Source organism: Streptomyces xiamenensis (assembly GCF_000993785.3).
GTDB classification, from domain to species: Bacteria; Actinomycetota; Actinomycetes; order Streptomycetales; family Streptomycetaceae; genus Streptomyces; species Streptomyces xiamenensis.
Window position 1 is genome coordinate 838,937 of sequence record NZ_CP009922.3, and the last position, 13,189, is coordinate 852,125.

The window sequence follows — 13,189 nt, forward strand, 5'->3', positions numbered from 1 at the left end:
CAATTGGGACGTGCCGCGACGCGAAGTGCCGTCCGGTCTTGCCCGCGTCATGCGGTGGGCCTCAGCGGCCCCGCAACCGCCGCACCAAGATGCTGGCGTCGCCCCGTGATTCGAGGTCCGCCAGGACCACCGCGACCGCCTCGCGGACGATCCGGCCGCGGTCGACGGCCAGTCCGTGCTCGCCGCGCAGCACGAGCCGCGCGTGTTCCAGGTCCATCAGTTCCTCGGCGGACACATAGACCGTGATCTTCTCGTCGTGCCGTTCCCGCCCGCTCGGCCGTCGCGCCGAGCGCCCCTTGCGCGGCTGTTGCTGTGCCTGCCCCGGCCCCGCCGCGGCGGCCCCCGCGCCCGCCGCCGCTGTCGGCTGCTGCTGCGCCGACCGCCGTTTGCCCTGCCCCGGCACCGCGGCCTGGGCACCGGCCTCGCCGCCCCCGCCGCCCGGCGCCGTGGGCGCCGGGCCGTCGGCGGAGGAAGGCGGCTGTGCCTGCTCGTTCGGGCCGGAGGTCTGGGTGGGCTGAGCGGGCTGGGAGGACTGGACGGCCGCCGACCCCCCGGTGCTGCGGAACAGTTCGTCGGCTGCCGGGAGACTCACTCGGCGTGGCACCGGGCGAGCACCTCCCTGGCGAGCTGGCGGTAGGCGGCCGCGCCCACCGAGTTGGAGGCGTACGTGGTGATCGGCTCACCGGCGACCGTGGTCTCCGGGAAGCGCACGGTACGTCCGATCACCGTGTGGTACACGCTGTCGTCGAACGCCTCGACGACCCGCGCCAGCACCTCACGGCTGTGCACCGTACGGGAGTCGTACATGGTGGCCAGGATGCCGTCCAGGCTCAGCTGCGGGTTGAGCCGCTCCTGCACCTTCTCGATCGTCTCCGTCAGCAGCGCCACACCCCGCAGCGCGAAGAACTCGCACTCCAGCGGCACGATCACCTTGTGGGCCGCGGTGAGCGCGTTCACGGTGAGCAGGCCGAGCGAGGGCTGGCAGTCGATGACGATGAAGTCGTAGTCGGGCAGCAGCGGTTGCAGGGCGCGGCTGAGGGTCGACTCGCGCGCCACCTCGCTCACCAGCTGTACCTCGGCGGCCGACAGGTCGATGTTGCTGGGCAACAGGTCCATGCCGGCCACGGCGGTCTTCAGCAGCACCTCGTCGGCGGCCATGCCGCGTTCCATCAGGAGGTTGTAGATGGTGAGGTCCAGCTCCATGGGGTTGACCCCCAGGCCGACCGACAGGGCACCCTGCGGGTCGAAGTCCACCAGCAGTACGCGGCGGCCGTATTCGGCGAGCGCCGCGCCCAGGTTGATGGCGGAGGTCGTCTTGCCGACGCCGCCCTTCTGGTTGCACATGGCGATGATCTTGGCCGGGCCGCGCTCGGTGAGCGGGCCGGGGATCGGGAAGTACGGCAGCGGGCGCCCGGTGGGGCCGATGCGCTCGCGGCGCTGTCGGGCCGCGTCGGGCGCGATGGTCGCCGCGTACTCGGGGTCGGGTTCGTATTCCGCGTCCGGGTCGTAGAACTGTCCGTCGGGCAGTTCTGCGTCATCGGGGATACGGTCGGCGTCTTTCACGTCGTGGCCGTCCGTGCTCTGAGGCGCTGTCATGGTCGCGTGGCTTTGGTGAGTTGCGAAGGTACGGACGGCGACGGAGCCGCTGCCCGCGTGTCCACCCCGGGGAGTAATTGTCGACTCATTCACAAGTCGTCCTACCTCCTAGGGGATCAGGAAACTTCTGGACAGAGTCAGCGTTGCACCATGCCGACGATTGGCGACTCTATGGCGTGTCGGCGGTCAGCGGCAACACAATCCGCCGGACCGGTACCGATGTGTCGGGCTTCGCACACCCCCCTGTCAAGAGTGCGAGAGGCGTTTCAAGGTCCGTTCCCGCAGTACCCACTTGGTTGAAAGGGGCACCGGCGGGAAACCGGCGCCCTCCTGTCAGCCGATGTGTCGACAAGAGGATGTGATCTTCCCGATGTTGACGCCTCCGGTTGACGGAACGATCGGATCAGGCCAGAACCGCGGCCAGTTCGGCGTGGGGCATTCCGTGGGCCTCGGCGACGGGGCCGTAGACGACCTGTCCCTCATGGATGTTGAGGCCCAGGGCCAGCGCCGGATCGCGGCGCAGGGCGCCGGTCAGGCCGTGTCCCGCCAGCTCCACGATATACGGGAGCGTGGCATTGGTCAGGGCATATGTGGAGGTGTGGGGCACCGCGCCGGGCATGTTGGCCACGCAGTAGAAGACCGAATCGTGCACCCGGAAGGTGGGTTCCGCGTGCGTGGTGGGGCGGGAGTCGGCGAAACAGCCGCCCTGGTCGACCGCGATGTCGACAAGGACACTTCCGGGGCGCATCCGCGCCACCAGCTCATTGCTGACCAGTTTTGGCGCCCGCGCGCCCGGGATGAGCACCGCGCCGATCACCAGATCGGCGGCGAGCACGGCTCGTTCGAGCTCGAAGACGTTGGAGACGATGGTCTTCACCCGGGTGCCGAAGATCCGGTCGGCCTCCCGCAGCTTGGCCACATCCCGGTCCAGCAGCGTCACATGGAAGCCCAGACCGATGGCGATCTGGGTGGCGTGCCAGCCGGAGACCCCGCCACCGATGACGACCGCCTCACCGGGCGCGGTACCGGGTACGCCGCCGGGCAGCACGCCCCGGCCGCCCGCCGAGCGCATCAGGTGGTAGGCGCCGACCTGTGGCGCGATGCGGCCGGCCACCTCCGACATGGGGGCCAGCAGCGGCAGGGCGCGCCCGGCGGTCTCGACCGTCTCGTAGGCGATGGCCGTGGTGCCGGAGTCCAGCAGTGCCTGGGTGCACTCCCGCGAGGCGGCCAGATGGAGGTACGTGAACAGGATCTGGCCCTTGCGCAGCCGGTGGTACTCCTCGGCCACCGGCTCCTTGACCTTCAGCAGCAGTTCGGCCCCGGACCACACCTCGTCGGCGGTGGGGACGATCGAGGCGCCGGCGGCGGCGTACTCCTCGTCGGTGATGGCGGAGCCGAGACCCGCGCCGCTTTCCACGGCGACCTGGTGTCCGGCGGTGACCAGCTCGTGCACGCCGGCGGGGGTGATGGCGACCCGGAACTCGTTGTTCTTGACCTCGCGGGGAATTCCGACCTTCACGTCGATCACGGTCCTCTTGCGTCATTGCCAAAGGCAGAACGGAAAGCTGTCAGACCAGTCTAATGAAGGGATGATCCCTGTCCAGCCTTACATTCATTCGATCACCACCCAGTGAACTCTATGTTTCGCAAGGTCCATCCTCGGTGACCACAGAGGATTCCAGGGCGGCGCCGGACCCCGCCGCCCGGTACCTGGCCGCCTGGGCCATCCTCCCCATCCGCTCCGCCATCCGCGCCAGCAGCAGCCGCACCTGCACCGCCAGCTCCGGATCCCCCGCCTCGCCCGCCAGCCGCAGCGCCTCCTCGCCGCTGCGCAGCGCCTCCTGCGGCCGGCCCGCGTACTCCTGGACGGTGGCCAGATCCGCCAGCGCCGCCGCCTGACCGAGCCGGTCCCCTCCCCTGCGGTGCGCCGCGGCCGCCGCCCGCCAGGCGCGCAGCGCCTCGGTCCAGTGCCGGGTACGGGTGAGGGCCGCCCCGATCCGCCCGTGCAGCCGGGCCACCGCCGCGGGCTCGTCGCGCGACTGCTGGATCGCCAGCGCCCGCCCGTACCAGTCGGCCGCGCGCTGCCAGTCCGCCAGCTCCGCGTAGGTGTCGCCGACCGACTCCAGGGCCCGGGCGGCGAGCGGGCCGTCCGGACCGCCCCGGTCCGCGCGTGCGGCGTCCAGCGCCGCCCGGTACCGCTCCAGGGCCAGGACGGGGCGGCCGGCCGCCAGGTCCAGGTCGCCCAGCCCCAGCAACGCCGCCGCGCGCTCCCCCGCGAGACCGCGCCGGGTCGCCACGTCGAGCACGAGTTCGTGCAGCCGGTACAGCTCGGGGGCCGCGCCGTCCCGGTCCCGGTGCGCCAGCAGGGCACCGGCCAGCGCCCCGATCAGCCGCCGGGCCAGGGTGTCGAGATCCCCGCCGTCCGCCACCGCCATCCGGGCGGCGGCGGTCAGCGCCGGCAGCCGGGCGGCGAGCCAGCGGGCCGCGTCCGCCGGGTCCTCGAAGCGCAGCGCCGCCGGGAGCCCGGACAGCCACTGCCGGGCAGGGCTGCCCAGCGGCTCGGTGACGGCCTGGCAGGCGCGCAGCCGGCGCACCGCGCGCTCCAGCATCCTGGCCCGCGCCAGCAACACCTCGGCGGGTCGTTCCCGCGTCCGCAGCAGGATCCGCAGCAGCGGGTCGAGCGCGCCCGGAACCCGGTACTCGCCGCGCTCGCCGCCGGGCGGGGCCGGGCGTACCAGGCCCAGCAGCGCGAAGTTCTCCAGCGCCCCGCGCGCCGCCCCCAGCGCGCAGCCCGTGAGCGCGGCCACGGTGTGCGCGTCCAGCACTCCGGACGGTGCCAGCGCCATCAGCCGCAGGGTGCGGGCCGCGCCGGACGGCAGCGCCGCGTACACCAGGCGGAAGGCCAGGGCCACCGGGTCCTCGGCGCCGCCCAGACCGTCCGCGTCATCCGGTCGGGTGATCTTGGCCAGAGCTTCGGCGATGGTCGACTCGGGGCGCATCGCCAGCCATCCCGCCGCCAGCACGACGGCGGCCGGCAGCCCGCCGCAGGCCACGATCAGCCGGTCGGCGGCGGTGGGGTCCACGGTGATCCGGATCTCCCCGGCGCCGCGCCGCAGCAGGCTCAGGGCGGCCGACGGGTCCAGGGCGCCCAGGGTGCACGGACGGACATCGGGGATGCCGGTGAGCGGGCCGCGCGAGACCGCGAGCACCAGGCAGTCCCGGGTGTCGGGGATGAGCTCGGCCAGCTGTCCGGCGTCCTTCACGTCGTCGAGCAGCAGCAGCGCGCGGTGTCCGGCGAGGGCGGTACGGAGCACATCGGTGAGGTCGTCCTCGTCCGCGCCGGCCGGGGCCGGCACGTCCAGGGCCGTCAGCAGTTCGCGGGTGACCCGTTCCAGGGGAACCGGTTCGCCGCCGGGATCGGTGAGCCGGGCGCGCAGCAGGCCGTCCGGATAGCGGCCGGTGGCGAGCTGCTCCTGGGCGAACTCCTCGGCGAGAGCGGTACGGCCGCTGCCCGGGCGCCCGGCCACCAGCAGCACCCGGCTGCGCGGCGCGGGCCGGCCGGCCATGGTGTCGAGGCCGGCCCCGTCGATGTCGGCGCGCAACCGCGCGAGTTCGCTCTGCCGCCCGAGCAGTCCCCCGAGGCCGGGGGACCCGTCAACCGCCGCTTCCGTCACTGCGCGCCCTCTGCTTCGCGTGCGTGGTGAGTGGTGAGCGCAGCGTATGCCACCGGGGGCGTGCGCCCCGCCAGGACACGGGCCCCCTCCCCGGTCCCGGGCCTCCCCCGCCGTGAGCGGGGCGGGCAGCGGGCACCGGAGGGAAGCGGCGGTACCCCGGTGCGGGCAGCGGATCCGCACCGGGTGGCGGAGCACCCGGCGGGAGCGCGGACCGGGTCAGCGCCGCGCCCCCGCCGGAGACGGGACGGCGCACGGCACCTCGCCGCGCGCCGCCCACCCGGGGCCGGAGCGGGCGGACACGCCCGGTGACGCGCGCCCGCCACCACGGCACGGCCGGTACGGGCCTACGCCGGGAACGGACGCGCCGGCCAGGGCGCCAGCGCCGGCCGCAACGCGTCCTCACCGTCCCCCGCCCGGGCCGCGGCGAGTGCCAGAGCACCCACCACCAGGCAGTTGTTGTGCAGTTCCCCGGCCAGCACCCCGCTCAGCAGTTCGGCCAGCGGCACCCGGGCATGATCCATGTCGGCCTCCTCCTCGGAGACCGCGTACCGCTCGCCCTCCGCGTCGGACAGCCCGCGGGCCAGGAAGATCCGCACCGCCTCGTCGCAGCCGCCGGGTGTCGTGTACACATCGGCCAGCACCCGCCAGTCCTCGGCCTTGATGTGCGCCTCCTCGTACAGCTCGCGCTGGGCGGCGTGCAGCGGGTTCTCGCCGGGCACGTCCAGCAGACCGGCCGGAATCTCCCACAGCCGGGCGCGGACGGGGTGCCGGTACTGGCGGATGACCACCACCCGGTCCTGGTCGTCCAGCGCCAGGACGGCCACCGAGCCGGGGTGCACCTGGTAGTCGCGGCGCACCACCGATCCGTCCGGCATCACCACGTCGTCCGTGCGGACGCTGGTCTTGTTGCCGGTGAAGGGGGTGGCGGTGGCGTTCACCGGCCAGGCGTCGGGGGTGTCACGCAGTTCGCGGGGCATGGTCGGTCAGGAGGCCTTTCGCTCGACGGCGGCCTTCACCAGGCCGGCGAACAGCGGATGCGGACGGGTCGGCCGGGAGCGCAGCTCCGGGTGGGCCTGGGTGGCGACGAGGTAGGGGTGGGTCTCGCGCGGGTACTCCACGTACTCCACCAGCTTGTTGTCGGGCGAGGTGCCGGAGAAGACCAGCCCCGCCTTCTTCTCCAGGTCCTGGCGGTAGGAGTTGTTGACCTCGTAGCGGTGCCGGTGGCGCTCCTCGACGTACGGCTCGCCGCCGTACACCTCGCGCACGATCGAGCCCTCGGCCAGCTTCGCCGGGTACAGGCCAAGACGCATGGTGCCGCCCATGTCGCCCTCACCGGCCACGATGTCCAGCTGCTCGGCCATCGTGGAGATCACCGGGTGCGCGGTGGCGCGGTCGAACTCGGTGGAGTCCGCCCCCTCGATCCCGGCCAGGTTGCGCGCGGCCTCGATGACCACGCACTGGAGCCCCAGGCACAGGCCCAGCAGCGGCACCCGGTTCTCCCGGGCCCAGGTGATCGCGGAGATCTTGCCGTCCACGCCCCGGTCACCGAATCCGCCGGGGATGCACACCGCGTCGCAGTCGGCCAGCTGCTCGGCGGCGCCGCCCGGCGTCTTGCAGTCGTCCGAGGTCACCCACTTGATCTTCACCCGGGCGTTGTTGGCGAAGCCGCCCGCCCGCAGCGCCTCGGTGACCGACAGGTAGGCGTCGGGCAGGTCGATGTACTTGCCCACCAGCGCCACCGTCACCTCGTGCGCGGGGTGGTGGACGCGGCGCAGCAGATCGTTCCACTGGGTCCAGTTCACGTCGCGGAACGGCAGGTCGAGCCGGCGTACCGCGTACGCGTCCAGGCCCTCGGTGTGCAGCACCTTGGGGATGTCGTAGATCGAGGGCGCGTCCATGCAGGCCACCACGGCGGCCTCGTCGACGTCGCACATCAGGGAGATCTTGTGCTTGATGGCCAGCGGCACCTCGCGGTCGGCGCGCAGCACGATCGCGTCGGGCTGGATGCCGATGTTGCGCAGCGCAGCCACCGAGTGCTGGGTGGGCTTGGTCTTCAGCTCGCCGGAGGGGCCGATGTAGGGCAGCAGCGAGATGTGCACGACGAAGACGTTGTCGCGCCCGACCTCGTGGCGCACCTGGCGCACGGCCTCCAGGAACGGCAGCGACTCGATGTCGCCGACGGTGCCGCCCACCTCGGTGATCACCACGTCCACGTCGTCGGTGGCCATCCGCCGCACGCGGTGCTTGATCTCGTTGGTGATGTGCGGGATGACCTGCACGGTGTCGCCCAGGTACTCGCCGCGCCGTTCCTTGGCGATCACGGTGGAGTAGATCTGCCCGGTGGTGACGTTGGCGGTGCCGTCCAGATCGACGTCGAGGAACCGCTCGTAGTGGCCGATGTCCAGGTCGGTCTCTGCTCCGTCGTTGGTGACGAAGACCTCGCCGTGCTGGAAGGGGTTCATGGTGCCGGGATCCACGTTCAGATACGGATCCAGCTTCTGCATGGTGACGCGCAGCCCGCGCGCCTTGAGCAGTGCGCCGAGCGAGGACGCCGTGAGTCCCTTGCCGAGCGAGGAGGCGACCCCGCCGGTGACGAAGATGTGCTTGGTCGTCTTGTGGGGACTGGAGACAGTGGCCAAAGCGGGCTCCCGTGGTCGCGAGGTCGGATGCGGCTCGGGGGTCCTGCTGCCCTCCGCTCCACGGGCTACCAGCGTATCAGTGAGCGGGCTGTAGCCGGGCGGTACACGGATGGCGCGCGAGGACCCGCGAGGCGTCGTATATTGCTCGGACGCTCAATTGAGCGACGTACATCACGCACGTCCCACGGGGCTGCCCCACCGTTCGACTGGAGATGCAAGTGGCCGGGCGCATCGAGGATTACGCACTCATCGGCGACATGCAGACCGCCGCCCTCGTTTGCCGGGACGGCTCGGCCGATTGGCTGTGTCTGCCCCGTTTCGACTCGCACGCGGTCTTCGCCGGCCTGCTCGGCACGGATGAGCACGGTTTCTGGCGCATCGGGCCCGCGCACGGCAAGGACGTGCCGCCTCCGCCCGCCACCCGGCGCCGTTACGTGGGCGATTCGCTCATCCTGGAGTCCGAGTGGGACACCACGCGCGGCACCGTGCGTGTGACCGACTTCATGCCGCCGCGCGACGACAGCGCCCCGCAGCTGGTGCGGATCGTGGAGGGCGTCAGCGGCCGGGTGCCGATGCGTTCGGCGCTGCGGATGCGGTTCTCCTACGGCTGGGTGGTGCCGTGGGTGCACAAGGTCGACGACCGTACGGTCGCCGTCGCCGGGCCCGACTCGGTGTGGCTGGACACCTCGGCCGAGACGTACGGCAAGAACCTCACCACCTACTCCGACTTCACGGTCGCCCCCGGCGACCGGATCGCGTTCACCATCAGCTGGCAGCCCTCGCACAAGGAGCCGCCCGCGGTGCCGCAGCCCGAGGAGGCGCTCGCCGCCACCGAGGAGTTCTGGCGCGACTGGGTCAGCCACTGCACGTACCACGGTCCCTACCGCGAGGCGGTGGTCCGCTCACTGATCACCCTCAAGGCCCTCACGTACGCGCCCACCGGCGGCATCGTCGCGGCGCCCACCACCTCGCTGCCCGAGGAGATCGGCGGCTCGCGCAACTGGGACTACCGCTACACCTGGCTGCGGGACGCGGCGATCACGCTCTCCTCGCTGCTGCGCACCGGCTACCACGAGGAGGCCCGGGCCTGGCGCGAGTGGCTGCTGCGCGCGGTGGCCGGCGACCCGGAGAACCTCCAGATCATGTACGGGGTGGCGGGCGAGCGGGAGCTGGCGGAGGCCGAGCTGAGCTGGCTGCCCGGTTACGAGAACTCGCAGCCGGTCCGGATCGGCAACGGCGCGGCCGGCCAGCTCCAGCTGGACGTCTACGGCGAGGTGACCGAGGCGCTGCATCTGGGCCACATGACCGGCCTGGCCCGCAACGATCACGCCAATCTTCTCCAGCTGAAGCTCATCCGCTACCTGGAGGACCACTGGAACGAGCCGGACGAGGGCATCTGGGAGGTGCGCGGTCCGCGCCGCCACTTCGTGCACTCGAAGGTGATGGCCTGGGTCGCGGTGGACCGCACCGTCAAGCTCATCGAGTCGGGCGAGGTGGACGGCCCCCTGGAGCGGTGGCGCGATCTGCGCGACGAGATCCACCGCGACGTGTGCGAGCACGGCTACGACAAGGAACGCAACACCTTCACCCAGTCCTACGGTTCGCAGGAACTGGACGCCTCCCTGCTGCTGATCCCGCAGATGGGCTTCCTGCCGCCCGACGACAAGCGCGTCATCGGCACCATCGAGGCGATCCAGCGCGAGCTGTCCACCCTGGACGGCTTCATCCTGCGCTACCCGACCGCCGGTGACGAGGCGGGTGTCGACGGTCTGGAGGGCGACGAGGGCGCGTTCCTGGCCTGCTCGTTCTGGATGGCGGACGACCTGGCGATGATCGGCCGGGTGGACGAGGCCCGCAAGCTGTTCGAGCGGCTGCTGTCGCTGCGCAACGACCTCGGTCTGCTGGCCGAGGAGTGGGACCCGCGCCGGCAGCGCCAGGTGGGGAACTTCCCGCAGGCGTTCTCGCACGTGCCGCTGATCGACACGGCGCTGCGGCTGACCGCATCGGGCGCGTACGGCGGCTGACGCCCGCCCGCATACCGCACCGGTGGCCGCCCCGACTCGGAGTCAGGGGCGGCCACCGGCGGTTGGGGGGACGCGTGGTCCTTCGCCTCAGAAGGGGCTGAGGGTGAGCGTGAACTGCTGCGGCGCGTGGTCCTGGATGTAGGACGCGAAGTCGGCGACGTCGTCGAAGGCGAAGCCGTAGGCCCGCCCGTCCTCCATGGCGGCGTGCAGCGCCTTGGCGTAGTGGTGGGTGACGTCGCCCTGGTAGAACGCGGCGGCGTCGGTGACCGGCTGCTCGATGTGGCTGTGCGCGGTGGTGCGGTTGAGCGCGGCGCCCAGGATGGCGGCCACCGGGCCGCGCATCCCGTCGTTGGGGGCGTGCAGGGCGCCGTCGCAGAACAGCACGTCGCGGGTGGTGGGGCGGTCGAACGCCACCTCGGCGGGGCCGTTGAAGACCAGCCGCCCGCCACTGCCCCGGCCGGTGAAGTAGCCCTCGTTCGTGCGGACGTTCAGCTGGTGGCCCTCGCCCCAGATCCGGTCGATGTACGCGTCGAAGTAGCCACTGGGGAAGAGCCCGGCGTCCAGGCCGTGGCTGGGGGCCAGCACCCGGCGGTCGCCGATCACCAGCGGCGCGTACGTGTCGTTCCGGCCGACCTCGGTGAAGATCTGCTGCCGGCCACCGGGCTTGAGCACCCCCGCGGTCTGGTCGGCGGTGCCCTGGAGCCGGACGTCCAGCGGGACGCTGAACATGTCGACCATGGTGACGTTGCAGAACATGCCGTCCGCGTTGTACGTGAACTCGGCGCAGTCGTGCAGCACGTCGTAGTTGGGGTCGGTGGGCACCCAGCCCGCCGGGTAGGCCAGCGCCGGGGCGCCGTTGCCGTCCGCCACCGCCTTGAACTTCAGCTTGGCGCCCAGCGCCGTGTAGATCCGGCCCGACATGTACGGCAGGTGCAGGGTGGTGGTGCCGGAGCCGGCCAGCGGGATGGCGTAGTCGGTGAAGCCGTCCGGGCCGTTGTCGTCGAGCGAGATCGGGGCGAGCGCGCCGTCCGGGGTGAGCCGTACCTGACGGCCGTCGACGTTGCCGACGACGTACAGGTACACCGAACTGTTGGCCCATTCCCCCGTGTTGTTGACGATGTGCACGGGGAGGGTGGCGGCGGCCGAGGGCGGTGCGACGGCGGTGTCCGTGCCGCCGAAGGCCCGGGTGGCGAGCAGTCCGGCGGCCGGGACGGCGATGGCGCCGGCGGCGGCGCCCTTGAGCAGGTTCCTGCGGTTGACCATCGGGATCACACCTCACCGATCTGGACGGAGACATTGTCGACGAGCAGGGAATGACCGGGCTCGGTGGCCGCGGTGGGGGTGGGGAAGCCGGCGCGCCAGACCTCGGCGAGGGTGCCGGGCTCCTGGGCGCTCGCGGTCGGCAGCAGGACGGCGGCGGAGGCCGCCGGCGCGGTGACGGCGGCGGCCCCGGCCGCGAGCCACCTTGCTTGTTTCATGCTCATGACAGTGCACATCTTCCGTGTGGGGGTGCGGTGTTGCATCGGACGGGTCCCGTGGGGGGAGCTTGTGAGAGCGCTCTCAGGCGTTGTCCAGCACATTGCCGGGGGCGGGCGGTACGGTCAAGGGCCCGCGACTTAAGAGGGTCCTAAGTGTCAGCACACCACCCCACGCTCGAAGCCGTCGCCGCCCACGCGGGCGTCTCGCGCGCCACCGTCTCCCGGGTGGTCAACGGAACGCCCGGCGTACGGGCCGAGTTGCGCGAGCGGGTCCGGCGGTCGGTGGCGGCGCTCGGGTACGTGCCCAACAGCGCGGCCCGCTCCCTGGTCACCCGCCGTACCGGCGCTGTGGGCGTGGTGATCGCCGAACCGGAGGCGCGGGTCTTCGCCGACCCCTTCTTCGCCCAGCAGTTGCGCGGCATCGGCCGCGAACTCGCCGCCCACGACACCCAGCTGCTGCTCATGCTGGTGGAGCGGCCGGGCGACGACGACCGCATCGGCCGCTATCTGGCGGGCGGCCACGTGGACGGCGTACTGATGTTCTCGCTGCACAACGACGAGCCGCTGCCGGCGCTGGCCCGGTCCTGCGGACTGCCGACGGTCTTCGGCGGGCGCCCCGGCTGGCCGGGCGCCGAGCGGGAAACCGGACTGCTGTACGTGGACACGGACAACCGCGACGGGGCACGGCAGGCGGCGGAGCACCTGCTGGCGCGCGGCCGGCGACGGATCGCCGTCATCACCGGACCGCTGGACCAGACTGCGGCGCAGGACCGGCTCGCCGGGTACCTGGACGCGCTCGGCCGGACCGCGCCCGACCCGGCGCTGCTGGCGCACGGTGATTTCACCGCGGAGGGCGGGGAGGCGGCGATGGCGCGGCTGCTGGAGAGCTCCCCCGATCTGGACGCGGTCTTCGCGGGCAACGACCTGATGGCCACCGGCGCGCTGCGCACGCTGCGCCGGCACGGCCTGCGGGTGCCGCGGGACGTGGCGGTGGCCGGCTACGACGATCTGGAACCGGCCGCCTGGGCCGAACCCGCCCTGACCACGGTCCGTCAGGACGTGCAGCTGATGGGCCGTCTGATGGCCGAACTCCTGCTCCGCCGGCTGACCCCCGCACCGGAGGCCGGAACCGCCCCGCCGGCCCCGGTGATCACCCCCGCCGAACTGGTGGTGCGCGCCTCGACTTAGGGGCGGCGGCACTCCCGCGGCCCTCCGGCCCCCACGGGTAGTCTGCGGGGATGTCCGAAGCCGAGGCGAGCCGCCACCGTTCCGCCCGGGTGATCCTGATCGACGGCGCGCACCGGGTGCTGCTGTGGAAGTCCCTCGACCGTCCGGGGATGCCGGAGGCCGGGCACCGCTGGCACACGCCCGGCGGCGGAGTGCGGGACGGCGAGACCCCGGCCGCGGCGGCAGCCAGAGAACTGCGCGAGGAGACGGGTCTGGCCGTACGGCCGCGGGACCTGGGGCCGAAGATCGCCGAGACATCCGGGTACGCGGACCTCGGCTGGGCCAGGGGCGTCTTCCAGGACGATTTCTTCCACCTCGGGGTCACGGCGCACCATGTGGAGATGGGCGGCCAGGAGGCTCACGAGACCCGGCACCTCGCGGGGCACCGCTGGTGGCCGGTCGGGGAGCTGGCGGTGACCACCGAAACCGTCCACCCTCTGGGCCTGGCGGACCTGGCCGCCGATCTGGCCGCCGGCCGGGTGCCGCCCACCCCGGTCGTTCTCCCCTGGCACCACTGACCCGGGCGGCCGGGCCGCGAGCCGGCCGCCGCC

11 protein-coding genes are annotated in these 13,189 nt (G+C 72.3%); 3 read left to right on the forward strand and 8 right to left on the reverse strand.

Annotation, left to right across the window (positions count from 1 at the left end; translation table 11 throughout):
• Nucleotides 1–61: 61 nt before the first annotated feature.
• From SXIM_RS03745 to SXIM_RS03770, 6 genes are all read right to left on the reverse strand, one after another.
• A complete protein-coding gene (locus SXIM_RS03745) occupies nucleotides 62–604 on the reverse strand; it encodes a hypothetical protein (protein ID WP_078635190.1) in 543 nt (180 codons plus the stop codon).
• Nucleotides 589–1,689 carry a ParA family protein gene (locus tag SXIM_RS03750; RefSeq protein ID WP_078635192.1) on the reverse strand — a complete coding sequence of 367 codons (1,101 nt, stop codon included), beginning with the start codon at nucleotides 1,687–1,689 and terminating at the stop codon, nucleotides 589–591. Before SXIM_RS03750 ends, SXIM_RS03745 begins: the two co-directional genes overlap by 16 nt.
• Nucleotides 1,690–1,999: 310 nt before the next feature.
• Nucleotides 2,000–3,115, reverse strand: coding sequence for an alanine dehydrogenase (gene ald / locus SXIM_RS03755; RefSeq protein ID WP_030728181.1), 1,116 nt, complete (start codon nucleotides 3,113–3,115; stop codon nucleotides 2,000–2,002).
• A gap of 118 nt (nucleotides 3,116–3,233) precedes the next feature.
• A complete protein-coding gene (locus SXIM_RS03760; protein ID WP_030728183.1) occupies nucleotides 3,234–5,270 on the reverse strand; it encodes a tetratricopeptide repeat protein in 2,037 nt (678 codons plus the stop codon).
• Between the two features lie 344 nt (nucleotides 5,271–5,614).
• Complete coding sequence (locus SXIM_RS03765) at nucleotides 5,615–6,247, reverse strand: NUDIX domain-containing protein (protein ID WP_030728185.1); 633 nt, start codon at nucleotides 6,245–6,247, stop codon at nucleotides 5,615–5,617.
• A gap of 6 nt (nucleotides 6,248–6,253) precedes the next feature.
• The gene (locus SXIM_RS03770) at nucleotides 6,254–7,909 is read right to left on the reverse strand and encodes a CTP synthase (protein ID WP_030728187.1); all 1,656 of its coding nucleotides are present in this window, start codon (nucleotides 7,907–7,909) and stop codon (nucleotides 6,254–6,256) included.
• 212 nt (nucleotides 7,910–8,121) lie between these two features.
• Here SXIM_RS03770 and SXIM_RS03775 point away from each other — a divergent pair, with 212 nt between their 5' ends.
• On the forward strand, nucleotides 8,122–9,933 hold the full coding sequence (locus SXIM_RS03775) for a glycoside hydrolase family 15 protein (protein WP_030728189.1): 1,812 nt from the start codon (nucleotides 8,122–8,124) through the stop codon (nucleotides 9,931–9,933).
• A gap of 87 nt (nucleotides 9,934–10,020) precedes the next feature.
• Here the strand turns inward: SXIM_RS03775 and SXIM_RS03780 are convergent, their stop codons facing one another.
• Nucleotides 10,021–11,196, reverse strand: coding sequence for a beta-1,3-glucanase family protein (locus SXIM_RS03780; RefSeq protein WP_030728191.1), 1,176 nt, complete (start codon nucleotides 11,194–11,196; stop codon nucleotides 10,021–10,023).
• A 5-nt stretch (nucleotides 11,197–11,201) separates the two neighbouring features.
• On the reverse strand, nucleotides 11,202–11,411 hold the full coding sequence (locus SXIM_RS03785) for a hypothetical protein (protein ID WP_053116077.1): 210 nt from the start codon (nucleotides 11,409–11,411) through the stop codon (nucleotides 11,202–11,204).
• A gap of 153 nt (nucleotides 11,412–11,564) precedes the next feature.
• Between SXIM_RS03785 and SXIM_RS03790 the strand changes: the two genes are divergently transcribed.
• Together SXIM_RS03790 and SXIM_RS03795 are read left to right on the forward strand one after the other, a co-directional pair.
• The gene (locus tag SXIM_RS03790; RefSeq protein ID WP_030728196.1) at nucleotides 11,565–12,599 is read left to right on the forward strand and encodes a LacI family DNA-binding transcriptional regulator; all 1,035 of its coding nucleotides are present in this window, start codon (nucleotides 11,565–11,567) and stop codon (nucleotides 12,597–12,599) included.
• Between the two features lie 50 nt (nucleotides 12,600–12,649).
• On the forward strand, nucleotides 12,650–13,156 hold the full coding sequence (locus tag SXIM_RS03795) for an NUDIX domain-containing protein (RefSeq protein WP_030728199.1): 507 nt from the start codon (nucleotides 12,650–12,652) through the stop codon (nucleotides 13,154–13,156).
• Nucleotides 13,157–13,189 lie beyond the last annotated feature (33 nt).